Origin of the sequence: Streptomyces sp. NPDC091280, from assembly GCF_044768565.1 — a bacterium.
Lineage (GTDB): Bacteria > Actinomycetota > Actinomycetes > Streptomycetales > Streptomycetaceae > Streptomyces.
Window position 1 is genome coordinate 195,438 of the sequence record NZ_JBIVUZ010000005.1, and the last position, 20,432, is coordinate 215,869.

Annotated in this window: 16 protein-coding genes and 1 pseudogene; 4 read left to right on the forward strand and 13 right to left on the reverse strand. The window is 71.8% G+C overall.

Translation table 11 applies throughout. The features are described 5' to 3' along the window. Nucleotides 1–47 precede the first annotated feature (47 nt). From ACIQPR_RS16925 to ACIQPR_RS16935, 3 genes are all read right to left on the reverse strand, one after another. Nucleotides 48–1,043, reverse strand: a complete 996-nt coding sequence (locus ACIQPR_RS16925; protein ID WP_403649325.1) for a chaplin family protein — start codon at nucleotides 1,041–1,043, stop codon at nucleotides 48–50. 131 nt (nucleotides 1,044–1,174) lie between these two features. Beyond that, nucleotides 1,175–1,402: a chaplin ChpD gene (gene chpD / locus ACIQPR_RS16930; protein ID WP_033284615.1), complete on the reverse strand. Its 228-nt coding sequence runs from the start codon at nucleotides 1,400–1,402 to the stop codon at nucleotides 1,175–1,177. Between the two features lie 261 nt (nucleotides 1,403–1,663). Next, nucleotides 1,664–2,080 (reverse strand): rodlin, encoded by a 417-nt coding sequence (locus tag ACIQPR_RS16935; protein ID WP_403648380.1) that lies wholly within the window; start codon nucleotides 2,078–2,080, stop codon nucleotides 1,664–1,666. A 190-nt stretch (nucleotides 2,081–2,270) separates the two neighbouring features. Between ACIQPR_RS16935 and ACIQPR_RS16940 the strand changes: the two genes are divergently transcribed. Both ACIQPR_RS16940 and ACIQPR_RS16945 read left to right on the forward strand, forming a co-directional pair. After that, entirely contained in the window at nucleotides 2,271–2,684 is a 414-nt protein-coding gene (locus tag ACIQPR_RS16940; RefSeq protein WP_403648383.1) for a rodlin, read from the forward strand. A 224-nt stretch (nucleotides 2,685–2,908) separates the two neighbouring features. After that, nucleotides 2,909–3,319, forward strand: coding sequence for a rodlin (locus ACIQPR_RS16945; protein ID WP_403648386.1), 411 nt, complete (start codon nucleotides 2,909–2,911; stop codon nucleotides 3,317–3,319). A 78-nt stretch (nucleotides 3,320–3,397) separates the two neighbouring features. Here ACIQPR_RS16945 and ACIQPR_RS16950 read toward each other — a convergent pair whose 3' ends face one another. The 10 genes and pseudogenes from ACIQPR_RS16950 to iolC all read right to left on the reverse strand — a co-directional run bounded on the left by ACIQPR_RS16950 (nucleotide 3,398) and on the right by iolC (nucleotide 18,614). Then, nucleotides 3,398–5,329: an AMP-dependent synthetase/ligase gene (locus tag ACIQPR_RS16950; RefSeq protein WP_403648389.1), complete on the reverse strand. Its 1,932-nt coding sequence runs from the start codon at nucleotides 5,327–5,329 to the stop codon at nucleotides 3,398–3,400. Between the two features lie 128 nt (nucleotides 5,330–5,457). Next, nucleotides 5,458–7,053 carry a von Willebrand factor type A domain-containing protein gene (locus tag ACIQPR_RS16955; RefSeq protein ID WP_403648391.1) on the reverse strand — a complete coding sequence of 532 codons (1,596 nt, stop codon included), beginning with the start codon at nucleotides 7,051–7,053 and terminating at the stop codon, nucleotides 5,458–5,460. A 147-nt stretch (nucleotides 7,054–7,200) separates the two neighbouring features. Next, the gene (locus tag ACIQPR_RS16960; protein ID WP_403648394.1) at nucleotides 7,201–8,064 is read right to left on the reverse strand and encodes an ABC transporter permease; all 864 of its coding nucleotides are present in this window, start codon (nucleotides 8,062–8,064) and stop codon (nucleotides 7,201–7,203) included. After that, nucleotides 8,061–10,988, reverse strand: coding sequence for an alpha/beta fold hydrolase (locus tag ACIQPR_RS16965; RefSeq protein WP_403648396.1), 2,928 nt, complete (start codon nucleotides 10,986–10,988; stop codon nucleotides 8,061–8,063). The genes ACIQPR_RS16960 and ACIQPR_RS16965 overlap by 4 nt, the downstream gene beginning before the upstream one ends. A gap of 116 nt (nucleotides 10,989–11,104) precedes the next feature. Next, complete coding sequence (locus ACIQPR_RS16970; protein WP_403648399.1) at nucleotides 11,105–12,508, reverse strand: APC family permease; 1,404 nt, start codon at nucleotides 12,506–12,508, stop codon at nucleotides 11,105–11,107. Nucleotides 12,509–12,706: 198 nt separating this feature from the next. Further along, on the reverse strand, nucleotides 12,707–14,209 hold the full coding sequence (mmsA, locus tag ACIQPR_RS16975) for a CoA-acylating methylmalonate-semialdehyde dehydrogenase (RefSeq protein ID WP_403648402.1): 1,503 nt from the start codon (nucleotides 14,207–14,209) through the stop codon (nucleotides 12,707–12,709). Nucleotides 14,210–14,223: 14 nt separating this feature from the next. Further along, entirely contained in the window at nucleotides 14,224–16,140 is a 1,917-nt protein-coding gene (iolD, locus tag ACIQPR_RS16980; protein ID WP_403648404.1) for a 3D-(3,5/4)-trihydroxycyclohexane-1,2-dione acylhydrolase (decyclizing), read from the reverse strand. 137 nt (nucleotides 16,141–16,277) lie between these two features. After that, nucleotides 16,278–16,526: pseudogene (locus ACIQPR_RS16985) on the reverse strand (5-deoxy-glucuronate isomerase); the annotation flags it as partial. Beyond that, entirely contained in the window at nucleotides 16,498–17,382 is an 885-nt protein-coding gene (locus ACIQPR_RS16990) for a deoxyribose-phosphate aldolase (RefSeq protein ID WP_403649328.1), read from the reverse strand. The pseudogene ACIQPR_RS16985 and the gene ACIQPR_RS16990, both read right to left, overlap by 29 nt. A 275-nt stretch (nucleotides 17,383–17,657) precedes the next feature. Then, nucleotides 17,658–18,614: a 5-dehydro-2-deoxygluconokinase gene (gene iolC / locus ACIQPR_RS16995; RefSeq protein ID WP_403649331.1), complete on the reverse strand. Its 957-nt coding sequence runs from the start codon at nucleotides 18,612–18,614 to the stop codon at nucleotides 17,658–17,660. Between the two features lie 164 nt (nucleotides 18,615–18,778). Here iolC and ACIQPR_RS17000 point away from each other — a divergent pair, with 164 nt between their 5' ends. Then, nucleotides 18,779–19,726, forward strand: coding sequence for a helix-turn-helix domain-containing protein (locus ACIQPR_RS17000; RefSeq protein ID WP_403648406.1), 948 nt, complete (start codon nucleotides 18,779–18,781; stop codon nucleotides 19,724–19,726). 502 nt (nucleotides 19,727–20,228) lie between these two features. Continuing rightward, a complete protein-coding gene (locus ACIQPR_RS17005; protein WP_403648409.1) occupies nucleotides 20,229–20,429 on the forward strand; it encodes a helix-turn-helix transcriptional regulator in 201 nt (66 codons plus the stop codon). Nucleotides 20,430–20,432 lie beyond the last annotated feature (3 nt).

Below are 20,432 nucleotides of genomic sequence, written 5' to 3' on the forward strand. Positions count from 1 at the left end.
GCGCGGTTCGGGTGTGCCGGGCGGTGACGTCCGGCACCCCGTGCGCATTACCTGCGGGACGCGGCCCGGCCCCGCCGGTAGAGGATCGTGCCACCCGCGATCAACGCGGCACTGACGGCGGAGGTGGCCAGCATGGCCTCACTGCCGGTGTGCGCCAGAACGGGCGGCGGCGTGTGGTTCCCGCCCTGCGGAGGCGGCGGGGTGTGGTGCTCCCCTCCCGTGGGGGGCGGGGTGTGGTGCTGCCCACCCGTGGGAGGCGGGGTGTGGTGCTCCCCGCCCGAGGGAGGCGGGGTGTGATGGCCACCGGCGGGCGGAGGCGTGTGGTGCCCACCGCTCGGGGGCGGGGTGTGGTTCCCGCCGGACGGGGGCGGGGTGTGGTTCCCGCCCGTGGGCGGAGGGGTGTGATGCCCGCCGGACGGCGGCGGGGTGTGGTGGTGTCCGCCCGTGGGAGGCGGAGTGTGGTGGTGCCCACCGGTGGGCGGGGGCGTGTGGTGGTGGCCGCCCGTCGGCGGGGGCGTGTGGTGATGCCCGCCGTGCGGAGGCGGCGGTGTCTCCTCGCAGTCCGGCTTGCCGTAGCCCCCGTGGTCTCCGGAGCCGTAGCCGGTGTGCTCGCCCGAGCCGTAACCCGTGTCGTCGCCGTACCCGTGACCGGAGTGACCGCCGTGGCCGTAGCCCGCGTCACCGCCGTAGCCGTAGCCCGAGTCGTCCCCGTAGCCGTAGCCCGAGTCGTCCCCGTAGCCGTAGCCCGAGTCGTCGTCGGAGTCGGCGTAGGACGGTTCGGTCCAGCGGTGGTGGCCGGTGTGCTCGCCGTGCCGGTGCGCGTCCTTGCCGCCGGCGCAGGAGTTGCCGAAGGTGGGGTTCAGTCCGGACACCCCGTCGACGGAGTTGCCGCAGGCGTTGACCGGTGCGTCGACCGGGACCTGGAGGCTGTTGCCGGACAGGACGCCCGGCGAATCCTTGGCAGCGCCGGCCGTGTACGTCTCGGCTGAGGCGGGGCTGCCGCACAGGGACAGAATGCTTGTCGCGGCGGCAGCCGCGACCATTCCCTTACCCAGGGTCTGTCGCAATCTCGTTGTCTTCCTGCTTGAAGAAGTGGGAAAAAAAGCCGGCCTTGGAACAGGAGAGTGTCCAAGGCCGGCCGTGACACAGCCGGAGCGGCTGGTGTGTTACGTCGTCAGTCGTTGACGCAGGTGTTGCCGAACGCCGGGTTCAGCAGGCCGATCACGTCGATCGAGTTGCCGCACACGTTGACGGGGATGTGCACGGGAACCTGGACCACGTTGCCCGAGAGGACACCCGGCGAACCGACGGCGGCACCCTCGGCACCGGCGTCGGCGAAGGCCGGGGCGGCCATACCGAGGGCCATGATCGCACCAGCGACAACAGCAGCGCTCTTCTTCATTGACGTTCCCTTCTCTGCGGTCATGCCGACCATGACCTGCGCCCTGTGAAACGAGGGACAGACGCAGGAAGAAACTGAAGAACGCGTGTCACCTGACAATTCACTCGATCGTCCGCACCGAATTGACGCGGTGGACACGACTGCACGGACATATCAGCGAAGAAACGCTTCTCTTCAAGGGAAAACAGCTTTTTCAAGCGAACCGGGCGACCCGCGCGGAAATTCCGGCGGGCCGCCCGGGCCACTCTCGGCGGTACGGACTCAGCTGCCGATGGCGCCGTTGCCCGACAGCACCGGGATGTTGTCCGCGATGTGCGACAGCGGCTCGTCACCCTTGGCCTGGGTGGAGTTCTCGGTGCACTGCTGGTTCTGCGGGGCCGAGAGGATCGGCACGTCCTGGAGGACGGTGACCGGCACCAGAACGCCCACGAGCGAGGCCGCGTTGGCCTTGACCGGGACGCCGAGGCAGAGCTTGTTCAGCGACCCCTGGGCGAGCGTCAGCTGGGGGCTCATGTTGCCGGCCGTCTTGGCGTTGCCATAGACCTGCTCGGCACCGTTCCCGTTGACCGTGGTGACGCCGTTGTCGTTGCCGATGGCCAGCGCCTGCGGGGCGGCCGTCGCCGAGACGCCGACGACGGAAGCCGCGACAGCCGTCGCAGCCATTGCCTTCTTGAGCATTTCTGCGGTCCTTTCCTGGCAGAGACACAATTCCTGCTCCCCCATCAACAGGAGTGGGCCGGATTGGTTGCGTGGCTTCACCCGGTTGGATTCATCTGGGCCATTGGAGTGAATCGGAGCAACCATGCGGCCCGGCACCAGTTGTTCAGGTCGCTCCGGTGGACGGGGTTACTCCAGAAGGGATCATGAAGTGATCAAGAAGGTTATGGCTGCTGCGGCTGTCGCCGCTTCCGTCGTCGGAGCCTCGGCTGCCGTCGCCGCCCCGGCGATGGCGATCGGTAACGACAACGGCGTCACCACCACCAATGGCAACGGCGCCCAGCAGGTCTACGGCAACCAGGCCACGTACGGCAACATGAGCCCGCAGATGGCGCTCATCCAGGGCTCGCTGAACAAGCCCTGCATCGGCCTGCCCGCCAAGGCGAACCTGGCCTCGCTGGTCGGCCTCGTGCCGGTCACCGTCGCGCAGGACGTGCCGATCCTCTCCGCGCCGCAGAACCAGCAGTGCACCGAGAACTCCACCCAGGCCAAGGGCGACGAGCCGCTGTCGCACATCCTGGACAACATCCCGGTCCTGTCGGGCAACGGCTCCGCGGGCAGCTGACCTCCGGACGCTCACAACGGGCCGCCGAGCTCTCGGCGGCCCGTTGCCTTGCCCTCAGCGCGGACCGTCCACGGGGTCACGCTCTCGCCCTCCCGTGAGCCGACTTGTCACCCCAGCAGACTTATTGCTCCATTCAGGGCAAAGGCCGCAACTAAACCAGCCGTAACCCAGTTGATCATCGCGCGGCTCCGCAACGGGAGTCCGTCCTCCGAAAGGGTCTGAACATGAAGAAGCTGTGGGCGACCGCGGCTGTTGCCGCCTCCATCGCCGGTGTCACCGCCGCCGTCGCCACCCCGGCGATGGCCATCGGCAACGACGACGGTGTCACCACCACCAACGGCAACGGCGCCGTGCAGAAGTACGGCAACCAGGAGACCAAGGGCGACATGAGCCCCCAGCTCTCCCTCGTCCAGGGCTCGCTGAACAAGCCCTGTGTCGGTCTGCCGGTCAAGGCGAACCTGGCCTCGCTGGTCGGCCTCGTGCCGGTCACCGTCCTCCAGGACGTGCCGGTCCTCTCGGCCCCGCAGAACCAGCAGTGCACCGAGAACTCCACCCAGGCCAAGGGCGACGAGCCGCTGTCGCACATCCTGGACAACATCCCGGTCCTGTCGGGCAACGGCGCCGTGGGCAGCTGACCCCACCAGCACCACGAGAGCGGGCCGCCGAGCACCTCGGCGGCCCGCTTCTCCGTTCCCCACGCGGCTACGACCGCGCTACGGCTGTTTCGGCTTCGCGTAGAGCGCCTCGATGTCGTCCGCGTAGGCCGCCGTCACCACATGCCGTTTGACCTTCAGGGACGGGGTCAGCAGCCCGTTCTCCTCGGTGAACTCCCCCTCCACCAGGGCGAAGGCGCGGATCGACTCGGCGCGGGAGACGGCCCGGTTGGCGTGGTCGACGGCCTTCTGGACCTCGGCGCGCAGGTCCGCGTTCCGCACGAGTTCGGCGAGCGGGGTGTCGGCGGGGAGCCCGCGGACCGAGAGCCAGTGGGCGAGCGCTTCGGGGTCGAGGGTGATCAGCGCGGCGACGAAGGGGCGGTTGTCGCCGACGACCAGGCACTGGCCGACGGGGGCGCGGCTGCGCAGCCGGTCCTCCAGGACGGCGGGCGAGACGTTCTTGCCGCCGTTGGTGACGAGGATGTCCTTCTTGCGGCCGGTGATGGTGAGATAGCCGTCCTCGTCGAGCGCGCCGAGGTCCCCGGTCGCGAACCACTCGTCGCGCAGTACGGCGTCGGTGGCCGCCGGGTTGTTCCAGTACGCGCCGAAGACCACCCCGCCCTTGATCAGCACCTCGCCGTCGTCGGCGATACGGATCGTGGTGCCGGGCACCGGGAGGCCGACCGTGCCGGGGCGGGGCCGCAGCGGCGGGACGATGGTGGCGGCGGCGGTGGTCTCGGTGAGGCCGTAGCCCTCGTAGACGATGATCCCGGCCGCGGCGAAGAAGAGGTTGAGGTCGCGGTCGAGCGGGGAGCCGCCGCTGATGGCGTACCGGGTCCGGCCGCCGAGTTCGTTGCGGATACGGCGGTAGACCAGCAGGTCGTAGAGGGCCCAGGCCGCGTACAGGGCGGGGCCCGGCCCCTTGCCGGTGCCGAGGAACCTGTCGAGGTACGCCCTGCCGAAGCGGACCGCGACGCGGTCGGCGCGGTCGAAGGAGGCGGCGCGGCCCATCCGTTCGGCGGTCGCGCGGCCCGTGTCGTGGATCTTCTCGAAGAGGTACGGCACCCCGACCAGGAACGTGGGCTTGAACTCCCGTAGCGCCGGGCGGAGTTCGTCGGGCTTGATGCTCGGGCAGTGGCCGGTCTCGATGCGGGCCATCAGACAGGCGATCTGGAGGGTGCGGCCCATGATGTGCGCGAGCGGGAGGAACAGCAGCGTCGAGGCGACCTGGCCGGTGACCTCGGTGAACAACGGGTGCAGCAGCTCGACGGTGTTGGCGGCCTCGGCGTGCAGGTTGGCGTGGGTGAGCACACAGCCCTTGGGGCGGCCGGTGGTCCCGGAGGTGTAGCAGATCGTCGCGACCGTGTCGGGAGTGAGGGCGCTACGGCGCTTGGTGACCTCCTCGTCGGTGATGTCCCTTCCCAGGGTGGCGAGTTCGGCGACGGCTCCCGCGTCCAGCTGCCAGATGCGCGGGTGTTGGGGGTGGCCGGCGGTGCCCGTCATGACCGTGTCGGTGTGTTCGGCGGTCTCGGTGACGACGAAGCGGGTGTCCGAGTCCCTGACGATCCACTCCACCTGTTCGGCGGACGAGGTCGCGTAGATCGGCACGGTCCGGCCGCCGGCCGCCCAGATCGCGAAGTCGAGGAGCGTCCACTCGTAGCGGGTGCGGGACATCACCGCGACCCGGCCGCCCGGTTCGAGACCGGCGGCGATCAACCCCTTTGCCGTGGCGGTGACTTCACGGGCGAAGGCGGCGGCGGTGACGGGGTGCCAGCTGCCGCCCCGCGCGCGGCGGAGGACCACGGTGTCGGGTGCCTCCGCCGCGTTGGTGAACGGGAGGTCGGCGGTGCTGCCGGTGGTCGGGCGCGGGGCGAGCGGCGGGGTGCTCGCCTCTCGTACGACGCCCCGCTCGTCCCGGGTGAGTTCGACCCGGGTGCGGGCCGCCAGGTCGGTGCGTTGCCGCGCCCGTTTCAGGTCCTTGCGTACGCCCATGTCGGCTGCTCCCGGTCGGCGGTGGGACGGTGACTGGGGCGTCAACTTACTCGCAAGTAGGGGAAGGTCAATGGGGCCGGTGAGGTTGCGTTCGGGAGGCGGGTCCGGGTTCGGTCGGTTCGATGGGTTCACTCCGTCCGGGCCGCCTCGTCGATCGCCTCGGCGAGCTGCCGGACGTCGTCGTCGTCCGTCCGCTTCGCCAACGTGTGTGCCCGGTCGGCGAGTTCGGCGAGGCCGGGGTTGCCCGGCAGGTCGCCGGAGCGGAGGGAGTCGGCGAAGTAGGCGGCCACGGCGTCGACTTGGAAGCGGGGGGACGCGTCGGTCAGGGAGTCGCGCAGGGCGCCGGTCTCCAGTTGGCCCGACTCCTCGTGCGGGGCGCGGGTGCCGGGGTCGAGCCAGCGGACACTGGCGGTGGCGAGGTGGCCGTCGGCGCCGGGCCTGGTGCGGACGGCGTAGAGGGCGGTCACGGTGTGGCCGGGGCCGATCTCGCCGCCGTCGACCTTGTCGTCGCGGAAGTCGTCGTCGGCGACCTTGCGGTCCTCGTAGCCGATGAGGCGGAACCGGGCGACCGTCTCGGGGTCGAAGGCGACCTGGGCCTTGGCGTCGCGGGCGGTGAGGTCGATGTTCTGCGGGAGTCGGTCGACGAAGACCTTGCGGGCGTCGGCGTCGTCCGAGACGTACGCGGTGTGGCCGTCGCCCTTGTCGGCGAGTTCCTCCATCAGGGCGTCGCCGTAGTCGCTGCCGACGCCGACGCCGAAGAGGGTGATGCCGTGGTCGCGGCGCTCGTTCGCGATGCGTTCCAGGATCGAACCGGCGTCGGTGTCACCGGTGTTGGCGAGGCCGTCCGAGATGAGGACGACCCGGTTGGTGGCGCCCTCGCGCAGGCCCTCGGTGGCGGTGGCGTAGCCGGTCTCGACACCGGCGCCGAGGTTGGTGGCGGAGCGGGTCTCCAACTCGTCCACGGCGTGGTGCACTTCGCCGCGGTGGCCGCCGAGTCGAGTCATCGGCAGGACGGTCTCGGCCTCGTCGCTGAAGGTGACGAGTGCGACCGAGTCGTCGTCGCGCAGCCGGTCGGTCATCTCGTCGAGGGACTTCTTGGCGAGGTCGAGGCGGCCCGGCTCGGCCATGGAGCCGGAGACGTCGACGACGAACGTGAGGGCGGCGGGCGGGCGTTCGGCGCTGTCACCGGCCGTGCGGGTGGCGAGTCCGACGCGGACCAGGGACCAGCCGGCGCTGTCGGTGCGGGCGCCGTCGACGGTGACCGTGAAGCCGTTGCCGTCGGGGCGCTCGTAGTCCTGCCGGAAGCTGTTGACGAATTCCTCGGGGCGGATCGTCGACGGGTCGGGCCGCTGTCCGTCCGCCAGGACGCGGCGCGCGTAGCCGTAGGAGGCCGTGTCGACGTCGAGAGCGAAGGTGGAGAGGTAGTCGGGGGACGGGGCGATCCGGTCCGGACCGTCCGTCTGCTCACCCTCCTGATCGCCGTCCACGCTCTGGCCGCCGTCGCTCTGTTCGCCGCCGGAGGTGACGGCGGGCGCCGGGGCCGGGCGGCCGGTGCGGTCCGGGCCGTCCGAACTGCTGGAGCTGCCGCTGTCGCCCGCGCCGCAGCCGGTGAGCAGCAGGCCTCCCGCGGCGGTGAGGGCGAGCAGGGTGGCCCGTAGCCGCCGGGTGCGGCGGCGGGCGCGCCGCTGCCCCGGTCGTGTTCGGTCGGTACGGCTGGTCTCCATCTCCCGTGCCCCCTATGCCCGTTGACGTCGCCTTCTGCGACTGTGACGGCGGAGGGGCCGGGAACGTGCGGCACGGGGAGTTGCGGAAGCGTCTCGAAGGGGTCGCGATCATGGTGCGTCGAGACCGGGGGGAGATCTTCCGGTGACCTAGGACACGATGTCCTTGCGGGCGAAACCTCTGAAGGCCAGGGCGAACAGGACGACGGCGTAGGTGACGGAGACCGCCGTGCCCTGGATCATGCCGGACCACTCGGGGTGGGGCTGTACGGCGTCCGCCCAGGCGAACTGCCAGTGCGCGGGCAGGAAGTCGCGCCAGTGGCCGAGGGCGGTGACGGCGTCCAGGACGTTGCCGACGATGGTCAGGCCGACCGCGCCGCCGACCGCGCCCAGGGGGGCGTCGGTCTTCGTCGAGAGCCAGAACGCGAGCCCCGCGGTGACCAGTTGGGACACGAAGATGTACGCCACGACCACGAGCAGGCGCTCGGCTGCCGTGCCCGAGCCGATCGTGCCGCCGGTGGGCAGCTCCAGTGGGCCCCAGCCGTAGGCGGCGGTGCCGACGGCCAGGGCGACCAGCGGGAGCAGGACCATCGCGCCGAGGCTGAGGCTGAGGCCGACGACCAGCTTGGACCACAGCAGGCGGGCCCGGGGCACGGGTGCCGCCAGCAGATAGCGCAGGGACGACCAGCTGGCCTCCGAGGCGACCGTGTCCCCGCAGAACAGGGCGACCGGGACGACCAGCAGGAAGCCGGCCGACACGAACAGGTTCACCGCGGCGAAGTTGGCGCCGGACGCGGTGGCCGTGTCCATCAGGGTCACCTGGGAGTTGCGCCCGCCCGGGGTGCCGCCGATCGCGAAGGCGGCCACCAGGACGAAGGGCAGCGCGGCGAGGATGCCCCCCATGATCAGGGTGCGGCGCCGCTTCAACTGCCGGACCAGCTCCACCCGGAGGGGCAGGGTGCGGCCCGCGCGGTAGCCGGAGGCCACCTCTGCGGGCTCGGCGAGCGTGCTCACGCGGAACCTCCGATCAGGGTGAGGAAGGCGTCCTCCAGCCGACGGTGCGGACCGACCGAGGAGACGGGGACTTCGAGCCGTACGAGCTCGACGAGGAGCCGGGCGGCGGTGGCCGGGCTGTGGGCGGCGGGCGCCGGGGCGCCCGGGGACGCGTCGAGTGCGGTGCCGGAGACCTCGGCGAGCGCGACACCGGACGCCCCACCCTGACCGACGTCCCGCACACCGCCTGCGGCGACGGCTGTCGTGCCGGAGGCCGTGCCGGAGGCCGTGCCGGTCGCCGTGCTCGCGCCGTCCGCCGTCGGGCCGGAGGCCGACGAGGTGGCGCCGCCCGGTTCGGCGAGCGGGACGCCCGACGCCTCGGCCGAGCCGACGTCCCGCACACCGCCTGCCGCGACGGCTGTCGTGGCGGAGGACAGGCGTAGCAGCAGGCCGCCCTCCGCGCGGGTCACCGACTCGACGTCCGGCAGGGTGGCGATCTTTTCCACCAGGGGGTCGGGGATGTCGGTCGCCAGGCCGACGAGGAGGGTGTCACCGGAGCCGACGATCTCGGCGACCGGGCCCGCCTGGACCAGTCGGCCGCGGTCCATGACCACGAGGTGGGTGCAGGACTGCTCGACCTCCGCGAGGAGGTGGCTGGAGACGATGACCGTACGGCCGGCCTCCGCGTAGCGGATCATCACCTCGCGCATCTCGCGGATCTGCGGCGGGTCGAGGCCGTTGGTCGGCTCGTCCAGGATGAGGAGGTCGGGCAGGCCGAGCATGGCCTGGGCGATGGCGAGGCGCTGGCGCATGCCCTGGGAGTAGGTGCGCACCGCGCGGGCGAGTGCGTCGCCGAGGCCGGCGATCTCCAGGGCCTCGTCCAGGTGCGCGTCCTGCGCGGGCCGGCCCGTCGCCTGCCAGTACAGCTCCAGGTTCTCGCGGCCGGAGAGGTGCGGGAGGAAGCCCGCGCCCTCGACGAAGGCGCCGACCCGGGACAGCACCGGGGCACCCGGGCGGATCGCGTGCCCGAAGACCCTGATCTCGCCGTCGTCCGGTGCGATCAGGCCCATCAGCATGCGCAGGGTGGTCGTCTTGCCCGCGCCGTTCGGTCCCAGCAGGCCGAGCACCTGGCCCTTCTCCACGCGGAAGGACAGGTCCCGGACCGCGTACCGGTCCGCCGACTTGGCGTACCGCTTGCTCAAGTCGGTGATCTGGAGCGGGACTTCGAGCAGCTCGGGGTCGGGGGCTGTCGACGCGGTGCGCCTGCGTCCGGTCAGCAGCAGCGCCAGTGCGAGCGCCGCGCCGGCGAGCGGCAGCCACCAGACCCAGGACGGCAGTGTCGCCGCGGCGGTCGTGACACCCGGGGCCGTGGGCACCTTGAGGTCGCTCTTCAGGGTGACGGTGTACGTCGCCGGGGCTGTCGGGGAGGCGTAGGCGAGGTCCGTCGAGGCGAGGGCCAGGCGCAGGTGGTGGCCGCTCTGGACGTCGTGGTCGATGGCCGGGAGGGTGATCGTGACGTCCTTGCCCGCCTTGGCGCCCTCGACCCTGACGGGGGTCACCAGCTGGGAGGGGAGCACCTGTTGGGTGCCGCCGGGGCCGACGTCGTAGACCTTGGCGAAGAGGACGGCGTCGTCGCTCGTCGACTTCACGTGGACGGTGACCGTGGGCGAGCCGGTGATGCGCAGGCCCTGGGTGAAGGGCTCGGAGTCGAAGGCCGCGTACTGGCCGGGGAAGTCGAGGGACACGCCGAGGCCCAGGGAGGACAGCTGCGAGAGGCCGCCCGCGTTGCCCAGGCCGGGCAGGGCGGAGATCGCGGGCGGGCTGGCGCCGGCCGGGTTGGTGAAGGACTGCTCGCGGCGGCCGGTCAGGGCGATCGTGCGCGGGTCGCTCTCCAGGCCCGGGTAGACGCTGCTGCTCGCGCCGCGCAGCAGGGCCGCGCCGTCCGTGGAGTCGACGCCTCCGGTGCGGGTGACGCGGAAGGCCGGTCCGGTGTCGGTGTTCTTGTCGTCCTTCAGGTACCGGTCGAACCACGACGTCACGCGGGCCTGGACGCGGGTCGTCTCCATGTCGCCGCCGTCATGGCCGCCCGCGATCCAGTCGACGTCCACGGGGGCGCCGTTGGCGCGGATCGCCTTCGCGGCGGCGTCGGCCTGGCCGAGCGGGAAGAGGGAGTCGGTCTGGCCCTGGAGCAGCAGCGTGGGGACGTTGATGTGCGAGGCCACGGCGGACGGTGAACGGGCTTCGAGGAGGGCACGGGCCGCCGCGTCCGGCTGGCCCGACTCGGCGACCCGGTCGTACATCGCGCACAGTTGGGGCTCGAAATTGGCGCAGCCGCCGCCGGAGTTGATGAAGATGCTCGTCCAGAGCTTCTTGAAGACGCCGTTGGGGAACAGGGAGTCGGCGAGGTTCCAGTACGTGATCGCGGGGGCGATGGCGTCGACGCGGTCGTCGTACCCGGCCGCGAGCAGGGAGATCGCTCCGCCGTAGGAACCGCCCGCGATGCCCACGCGCGGGTCGCCGGGCCGGTCGAGCTGGACGTCCGGCTGCTTCGCGAGCCAGTCGATCAGCTGGGAGACGTCCTTGACCTCGCCGTCCGGGTCGTTCAGGCCGATCTTGCCGGTCGACTCGCCGAAGCCCCGCGCGGACCACGTCAGGACGGCGTACCCGTCTCTGGCGAGGCCCTCGGCCTCTTTCCGTACGTCGTCCTTGCTGCCGCCGAAGCCGTGCGCCAGGAGGACGGCGGGGCGGCGGGCGGTGCCGCCGTCGGTGAAGTACGAGGTGTCCAGGCTGACGCCGTCGACCGCCATCACCCGGTCCGTGCGGTGCACCTCCGGTGGTGCGTCGGAGGCCACGGCCGTCCAGGTGCCGGCGGCGGCGAGCACGGCTACGGCGGCCGTGGCGGCGAGCCAGTGCCGTGGGCGTCGTAGCGGCAGGCGAAGATCCATGCCGTCAACGGTACGGGGCGTCGCTGACAGTTGGGGCAGACCCTGGGGTGAACCGGGGGTGAGGGGTGTACCGCGGTTGGTGTACGGCTGCGCGGAGGACCGTACCTCTCAGGGGCTCAGTCCTCCTCCGGGAGGGAGATCAGCCAGCGGGTCTCCCTGCGGGGGCGGAGGTAGAGCGCCCAGTACAGCGTCGCCGCCGCCGTGATGCCGCCCGTCCACAGCAGGTAGCTCGTCTCCTGCTGGGTGAGGATGTACGCCAGGACCGCGATGAGGAGGATCGGCATCGCGGGCCACAGGGGCATGCGCCACGCGTGGGTGTGGCGGTGGTGGCCCCGGCGGGAGAGCAGCGCGGCCACCGCGACCAGCAGGTACATGCCGGTCACCGAGACGCCTGTCACGCCGTACAGCGTGTCCAGGTTGACGAAGCAGAGGACCGCTCCGGGGATGCCGACGGCGAGGGTGGCCACCCAGGGGGAGCCGAAGCGGCCGAGTCGGGCGAAGAGCGCGTTGACCGGGGTGGGCCAGGCCTTGTCGCGGGCGGAGGCGAACAGGACGCGGGAGTTCTGGATGACCATGACGATGCCCGCGTTGATGATCGCCAGGGCCACGCAGAGGCTGACGAAGGTGCCGACCGCCGAGTCGGACCAGGCGGTGACCATGCCGCTGATGTCGCCGCCGGTCAGTTCCGTGAGGTCGGACGCGCCCATGGTGATGGCGACCACCGGGACCAGGATGATGACCGTGGAGATCGCGAGGGTGGCGAGGACCGTGCGGGCCACGTTGCGGCGCGGGTTCTCCAGTTCCTCGGAGAGGTAGACCGCCGTCGAGAAGCCCTGGGTGACGAAGAGGGCGATGGCCAGGCCGGAGACCACCAGCATCGCGGTCACCGTGTCCGTGTGGCCGCCGGTGCCCGCGACCCGCATCGAGGTGAGGCTGTCGAGGCCCCGGCGGCTGTGGGTGAAGCCCAGGAGGGCCACGACCGCCGCCGCGATGACCTCCAGGACCAGGAAGATGCCGGTGATCCAGGCGTTGGCGCGCAGGTCCAGCAGGCCGGCGAGGGTGGCCAGGAGCATCACGCCCGCGCCCGTCATCGACGGGTCGAGGTGGACGATCGGGGTCAGGTAGTCCGCCGTGCCCATCGCGATCACCGGCGGGACGATCATCACGACCAGGAGCGAGAGGACGAAGACCAGCCAGCCCGCCAGGCGGCCCGCCAGCGTCGACACCATCGCGTACTCGCCGCCCGCGCTGGGCACGAGGGTGCCCAGCTCCGAGTAGCAGAACGCGACGGCGACGCACAGGACCGAGCCGATCGCGATCGTGAGGGCGGTCGCGGTGCCGAGCGAGCCGAACAGGTCGGGGACGACCACGAAGAGCGTGGAGGCCGGTGTCACGCAGGAGAGCGTCAGGAGCGTGCCACCGACCACGCCGATGGAGCGCTTGAGCTGCCGGGGGTTTCCGGAGCTGTCCGACGACGTCTCGGGGACGGCGGCTTCGGCGGTGGGGAGGGTGTCGGTCACGCGCTGATGGAACATTGACGGAAACCATCACGTCAATGGGTGTTCATCTACGGATTCCGTTGATCCAACCCGCCTTGAGTGCCGTATTCGACGCCCGAGGGCAGTGTCGGCCCCGGTTCGGCTTCCTACGGTAACCGCAGCCGCCGTACCCGAAAAAAAGGGGCCGTCCGCGATCCGGACGGCCCCTACGGGTGCTGCTCAGTGGTTGCGCGGGAACCCGAGGTCGACGCCGGTCGGGGCGTCGGCCGGGTCGGGCCAGCGGGTGGTGACGACCTTGCCGCGGGTGTAGAAGTGCGTGCCGTCGTTGCCGTAGATGTGGTGGTCCCCGAAGAGGGAGTCCTTCCAGCCGCCGAAGGAGTGGTAGCCCACCGGGACCGGGATCGGGACGTTGACGCCGACCATGCCGGCCTCGATCTCCAGCTGGAAGCGGCGGGCGGCGCCGCCGTCGCGGGTGAAGATCGCGGTGCCGTTGCCGAACGGGGAGCTGTTGATGAGGGCCACGCCCTCGTCGTAGGTGTCGACGCGCAGGACGCACAGCACCGGACCGAAGATCTCGTCCGTGTAGGCCTTCGCCGACGTCGGCACCTTGTCGAGCAGGGAGATGCCGATCCAGTGGCCGTCCTCGAAGCCCTCGACCGTGTGACCGGTGCCGTCCAGGACGACCTCCGCACCCTCGGCCGCCGCGCCGGTGACGTAGGACGCCACCTTGTCGCGGTGGACCTTGGTGATGAGCGGGCCCATCTCGGAGGTCGGGTCGTTGCCGGGACCGATCTTGATCTTCTCGGCACGCTCGCGGATCTTCGCGACCAGTTCGTCGCCGATCGAACCGACCGCGACCACGGCGGAGATGGCCATGCAGCGCTCGCCCGCCGAGCCGTAGGCGGCGGACACGGCCGCGTCGGCCGCCGCGTCCAGGTCGGCGTCGGGCAGGACCAGCATGTGGTTCTTGGCGCCGCCGAGGGCCTGGACGCGCTTGCCGTTCGCGGAGGCGGTGGTGTGGATGTAGCGGGCGATGGGGGTCGAGCCGACGAAGGAGACGGCCTTGACGTCCGGGTGCTCCAGGAGCCGGTCCACGGCCACCTTGTCGCCGTGCACGACGTTGAAGACGCCGTCGGGCAGGCCCGCCTCGGCGAGCAGTTCGGCGATCTTCAGGGACGCCGACGGGTCCTTCTCGGACGGCTTGAGCACGAAGGTGTTGCCGGTCGCGATGGCGATCGGGAACATCCACATCGGCACCATGGCGGGGAAGTTGAACGGCGTGATGCCGGCCACGACACCGAGCGGCTGGCGGATCGACGCCACGTCGACACGGCTGGCGACCTCGGTCGACAGCTCGCCCTTGAGCTGCACGGTGATCCCGCAGGCCAGGTCGACGATCTCCAGGCCGCGCGCGACCTCGCCCAGCGCGTCGCTGTGCACCTTGCCGTGCTCGGCGGTGATCAGCTCGGCGAGGGCGTCCCGGTTGGCCTCAAGCAGCGCCCGGAACTTGAAGAGGATCGTGGTCCGCCGGGCGAGCGAGGAGGTGCCCCAGGTGGCGTAGGCGTCCTTGGCGGCGGCGACGGCCGCGTCGACCTCCTCGACCGACGCGAACGCGACGTTCGTGGTGACCGCGCCGGTCGCCGGGTCGGTGACCGGCCCGTAGTTCCCCGACGCGCCTTCGACGGTCTTGCCGCCGATCCAGTGGTTGACGATCTTCGTCATGCCCAGTTGCTCCTTCACAGATGGCGGCGTCGGGTGGTGACGTGCCGTTCGTACAGCTCTCGTGCCTTGACCGCGGACGATCGGGCCGCGGTCTCGGCCACAGGAACATCCCACCAGGCCTGCGCCGGAGGCGCGCCCGACACAGTGTCTGCGGTTTCGGTCTCCACGTAGACACAAGTGGGAGTGTCCGCGGCCCGCGCCTCGGCGAGCGCGGTCCGCAGGTCGCGGACGGTCTTCGCGCGCAGCACCCGCATGCCCAGGCTGGCCGCGTTGGCGGCGAGGTCGACGGGCAGCGGGGCGCCCGTGTAGGTGCCGTCGTCGGCCCGGTGGCGGTACGCGGTGCCGAACCGCTCGCCGCCCACCGCCTCGGAGAGGCCGCCTATCGAGGCGTACCCGTGGTTCTGTATCAGCACCACCTTGATCGCGATGCCCTCCTGTACGGCGGTCACCAGCTCCGTCGGCATCATCAGATAGGTGCCGTCGCCGACCAGCGCCCACACCGGCCGGTCGGGCGCGGCCAGCTTGACGCCGATCGCGGCCGGGATCTCGTAGCCCATGCAGGAGTAGCCGTACTCCAGGTGGTACTGGTCCGCCGACCGCGTCCGCCACAGCTTGTGCAGATCGCCGGGGAGCGAACCGGCCGCGTTGACCAGGATGTCCGACTCGTCGACGATCTCGTCGAGCGCGCCCAGGACTTGGGGCTGGGTGGGGCGTACGTCGGGCTCGTCGGCCTCGTAGCAGGCGTCGACGCGCTGTTCCCAACGCTCCTTGTCCTCGCGGTACTCGGCGCTGTACGACGGATCGACCCGGTGGCCGTGGCGGCCCAACTCCCTTGCCAGCGCGACCAGTCCGCCGCGGGCGTCGGCGATCAGCGGCTGTCCGGCGAGCTTGTGGCCGTCGTAGGGGGCGATGTTGAGGTTGAGGAAGCGGACGCCGGGGCGTTCGAAGAGGGTGCGGGAGGCGGTGGTGAAGTCGGTGTAGCGGGTGCCGATCCCGATCACCAGGTCGGCCAGGCGGGCGAGTTCGTCGGCGGTCGCGGTGCCGGTGTGGCCGATGCCGCCGACGTCCTGCGGGTGGTCGTGGTGCAGGGAGCCCTTGCCGGCCTGCGTGGACGCGACCGGGATGCCGGTGGCGGCGGCGAACTCCGCGAGCGCCGCCTCGGCCCGGCTGTGGTGGACTCCGCCGCCCGCGACGATCAGCGGGCGCTCGGCAGCCCGCACCGCGCCGACCGCCGCGGCGAGTTCGGCCGGGTCGGCGGCCGGCCGCCGTACGTGCCAGACGCGTTCGGCGAAGAACTCCCGCGGCCAGTCGTACGCCTCGGCCTGGACGTCCTGCGGGAGCGCGAGCGTCACGGCGCCGGTCTCGACGGGGTCGGTGAGGACGCGCATGGCGTTCAGGGCGGCCGGGACCAGCGCCTCCGGGCGGGTGATCCGGTCGAAGTACTTCGACACCGGGCGCAGACAGTCGTTGACCGACACATCGCCCGCGTACGGGACTTCGAGCTGCTGGAGCACCGGGTCGGCGACCCGGGTGGCGAAGGTGTCGCCGGGGAGGAGCAACACCGGCAGGTGGTTGACCGTGGCGAGCGCGGCGCCGGTGACGAGGTTGGTGGCGCCGGGACCGACGGAGGTCGTGACGGCGTGCGCGGACAGCCGGTTCGACTGCCGCGCGTAGCCGACCGCCGCGTGCACCATGGACTGTTCGTTACGGCCCTGGTGGTACGGCATGACCGGTGCCGCGGCGGGTGACTGTCCGCCGGGCACGGTGGCGTACTCGATGAGCGCCTGGCCGAGGCCGGCCACGTTGCCGTGGCCGAGGATGCCCCAGGTCGCGCTGATCAACCGCCGCCGTACGCCGTCGCGTTCGGTGTACTGGGCGGACAGGAAGCGTACGAGCGCCTGTGCGACCGTGAGCCTCGTCGTTGAGGTCATCGGCGTTCCTCCGTGTGGTCCGGGTGCGAGCTGATCCGCCCCTCCGGTACGGCTCGGCGCCCCCGTCCGACTCGATGCCCGAGGCCGGGAACCTCGGTGCGCACGCTCCGACACGCAACGTGATCAGTCGGGTTGGAGACCTCCGGCGCGGGGCCGTAGCGAGCGGGGAGTCGTCGCCCGCACTTCGCTCCTGCCAGGGCGAAGCGGCCTCCCGCGCCGGAGGCGTTCTGTGTCCGGGCGAACATGCTTTCCCCGCCCGGGAGTTGGACCCATTGATCCGTAATTCGCACGGTACATCCACCGCCGGCCGGAAGCACGGTCCGCTGCCCGCCGGCGGTGGCCGTCACCGGCCGGCCCTCACAGCAGACCCACGGCGGTGTCGACGGCGGCGGCCACGTCCCCGTCCGGCGGGTACAGCAGCGAACGGCCGACCACCAGGCCCCGCACGGTGGGGAGTTGGAGCGCGCCGCGCCACTTCTCGTACGCGCCGTCCTGGTCGTCGCCGACCTCGCCGCCCAGCAGGACGGCGGGGAGGGTGGAGGTCTCCATGACCCGGGCCATGTCGTCCGGGTTCTCGGTGACCGGGAGCTTGAGCCAGGTGTAGGCCGAAGTGCCGCCCAGGCCCGAGGAGATGGCGATGGACTTGATGACGGCCTCGGCGGAGAGGTCGTTCCTCAGCCTGCCCACGTCGGTGCGGCGGCTGATGAACGGCTCGACGAACAGCGGGAGTCGGCGCGCGGCCATGTCGTCGACGGCGCGGGCGGTGGACTCCAGGGTGGTGAGCGAGCCCGGGTCGTCGTAGTCGATGCGCAGCAGCAGCTTGCCCGCGTCGAAGCGGAGCCGCTCGATGTCCTGGGCGCGGTGGCCGGTGAAGCGGTCGTCGAGTTCGAAGCGGGCGCCCTGGAGGCCGCCGCGGTTCATCGAGCCCATGACGACCTTGCCGTCGAGGGCGCCGAGGAGGAGCAGGTCGTCCAGGATGTCGGCGGTCGCGAGGACACCGTCGACGCCGGGCCGGGACAGCGCCAGGCAGAGCCGTTCGAGGAGTTCGGCGCGGTTGGCCATGGCGAGTCTGCGGTCGCCGACGCCGAGCGCGCCGCGGGCCGGGTGGTCGGCGGCGACGATCATCAGCCGGCCGGCGTCGTTGAGCAGCGGGCGCCGGACCCTGCGGGCGGCGGCCTCGGCTATCGCCTCGGGGTGGCGGGCGCGGACGCGGACGAGTTCGGAGATGTCGACGCGGGGCACGGGTCCGGCGGCGGGGCCGGCGGCTGCGCCCGCGCCCGTGCCGTGGCCCGTGTCGTCGGCCGTCGCCCGGCTCGTCCCGCGACCCGACTCGTGGCCCGCGTCACGACCCGACTCGTGGCTCGCGTCGTGGCCCGTCTCGTGGCCCGTCTCGTGACCGGAGAGGCCGTCGTCGCCCTCGTGGTCCAGATGCGCGTGCGGCACGCCGTCGCCGTCCCTGTCCCGGTTGCCGTCCCCGCCCTCGCGTTCGTGCTCGGCGCCCGCCACGCGGCCGGCCCTCACAGGACCGCTCCGGCCGTGATCGCGTCCTCGACCTCGGCGACCGTGGGCATCGCGGAGGAGCACTCCAGGCGCGAGGCGACGATCGCCCCGGCCGCGTTGGCGTGCCGCATGATCTTCTCCAGGTCCCAGCCGGCCAGCAGACCGTGGCAGAGCGAGCCGCCGAAGGCGTCACCCGCGCCGAGTCCGTTGAGGACGTTCACGGGCAGCGGGGGCACCTCGGCCGACTCGCCGTCCCGGTTGACCGCCAGGACACCCTTGGGGCCCTGCTTGACGACGGCGAGTTCGACACCGGCGTCCAGCAGCGCGCGGGCCGCCGCGTGCGGCTCGCGCACTCCGGTGGCGACCTCCACCTCGTCGAGGTTGCCGACCGCGACGGTGGCGTGCCGCAGTGCCTCCTCGTAGAAGGGGCGGGCCGCGCCCGGATCGGCGTCCTTCCAGAACATGGGCCGCCAGTCGAGGTCGAAGACCGTCGTACCGGACTTGGCGCGGTGCGCGAGGGCCGCGAGCGTGGCCGTACGGCTGGGCTCCTCGCTCAGGCCCGTGCCGGTGATCCAGAAGATCCGGGCCTCGTGGATCGCGTCCAGGTCGAGGTCGTGGGCGTCGATCTCCAGGTCCGGGGCCTTGGGCTGCCGGTAGAAGTACAGCGGGAAGTCGTCCGGCGGGAAGATCTCGCAGAAGGTGACCGGGGTCGGCAGTCCGGGGACCGGGGTGACCCAGCGGTCGTCGACGCCGAAGTCGCGCAGCGCTTCGTGGAGGTAGGTGCCGAAGGGGTCGTCGCCGGTGCGCGAGACCAGGGCGACCTCGCGGCCCAGCCGCGCGGCGGCGACGGCGACGTTCGCCGCCGACCCGCCGAGGAACTTCCCGAAGGTCGTCACCTGGGGCAGTGGCACGCCCGTCTGCAACGGATAGAGGTCCACCCCCAGCCGCCCCATGGTGATCAGGTCGTACGCCATCGACTTCCCCATTCATTTCGGCTCTCCCCGGTTTGTAGTCCCGGGGGCCGAGCCCTGTCAATGTTTTGTCCGGACATTCGGACGAGACGGGGCGAGCCGGTCGGCCGTCGGGCCCTGCCGCGCCCCCCTATCGGGGCGCCGCAGGGCCGTAGGACGATGGGCGGATGGCTGTCATCCGTGCCGGGCAGGGGCCCGGAGGGTCGTGGGAGACCGCGGTCGCGGCACCGCATCCCCGGCTCCGCCCCGGGGTGATCAGTTATCGGGGCATGCGGCTGGCCCTGTCGCGGCCCCGGGCCCGGCTGGAGGCGCCGATCGGGGCCGCGACCCTGCTCCTCGGGTTCGAGGGGGCTGTCCGGATCTCGCGGGTGGGGCGGGAATCGGCCACGCTCGGGTCGGTGTTCTGCGGTCCTACGACCACTGCCGCGCTCGGTGAGCACAGCGGGCGGCTCGCGGGGGTCGAGGTGCTGCTGACGCCGTGGGCCGCGTTCACGCTGTTCGGTACGGCTCAGCACGAACTGGCCGACCGGGTGGTGGACCCCGACGAACTCCCGCACGCGCTCGGCTCCCGCTGGGCCGGTATCGGTGAACTGGCCGCCGCGCTCGCCGCGTTGCCCACCTGGAGCGCCCGGTTCGGGCTGCTGGACGAGGTGTTCACCCGCTGGACGGCGGCCGGTACGCCGAGTTCGGCGCGGGTGGAACGGGCCTGGTCGGAGCTGGTGCGGCACGGGGGCGCGGTGCCGGTGCCCCGGCTCGCCGACGAAGTGGGCTGGAGCGTACGGCAGTTGGAGAACCGCTTCCGGGAACAGATCGGCCTCGGCCCCAAGGCGGCGGCACGCGTGCTGCGGCTCCAGCGCGCCCGGCGGCTCCTCGCGGCCGGCCGCGGCCAGGCGGAGACGGCGGCGGTCTGCGGTTTCTACGACCAGGCGCATCTGAGCGGCGAGTTCAGGGCGATGACGGGGTGCACTCCGGGTCAGTTCATGGTGGGCCGGGCGCGTCCGCCGGTGGCGCTGCCCGGGATGCCGACCGGGGACCGGATGACGGGCGAGGCGACGAGTCTGCTGGTCGCTCCCGGTGGCGGTGCGGATTTCTCCAAGACCGGCCGGGCGCGCTGATGCACGCTGATCACCTGGCCGGTTGACGCCGGGGACGCGCAGGCCTCCGGGGACCGGCCTGGCCATGGGGGATGCGGGGGCACGGGGGGGGTACGGGGGCGCGGGGCACGGGGGTGCGGGAGCACGGGGGTGCGGGAAAGCCGGTGGGCCGGGTCCGGCGCAGCGGGTCCGGCCCACCTCGCCGCGCACCCCGTCTCGCCGCGCACCCCGCCCCGCCCCCGCCTTATCGCGCCGCGGACGTCATCCGCCCCGCACGCCAGGTGTCAACGCGCCGCGCCTCCACGCCCGCGTACGCCTTCGCGTCACCTCTGTCACAAAAACCTCCCTCGTGTCACACATGTCGTGTGTACGCGGGTCTTGCGTCACACCCGGTACACAGGCGCTGCCCGTCCGTCACTCCATGTCGTTGACCGGGCACAGGCTTTGTGATCGCCAGCGCAGCGCACGGCTCCCCCGACGGCCGCCCCCGGCCGCCGCCGCGGCGCGCGCAGGGAGGTGCGCTATGACCGACCGACGGCTCTGGTCGTACAAGGAAATCGCGGCCCACATCCGGGTCCAGCCCGACACCGTCCGCTCCTACCGCAAGCACGGTCTGCTGCCCCCGCCCGACCATGTGGAGAGCGGCAAGCCGTACTGGTACGCCGACACGGTCCGGGCCTGGGTGGCCGCCCGGCCCGGCAACCGGGGCCGTAGGGACGACTGACCC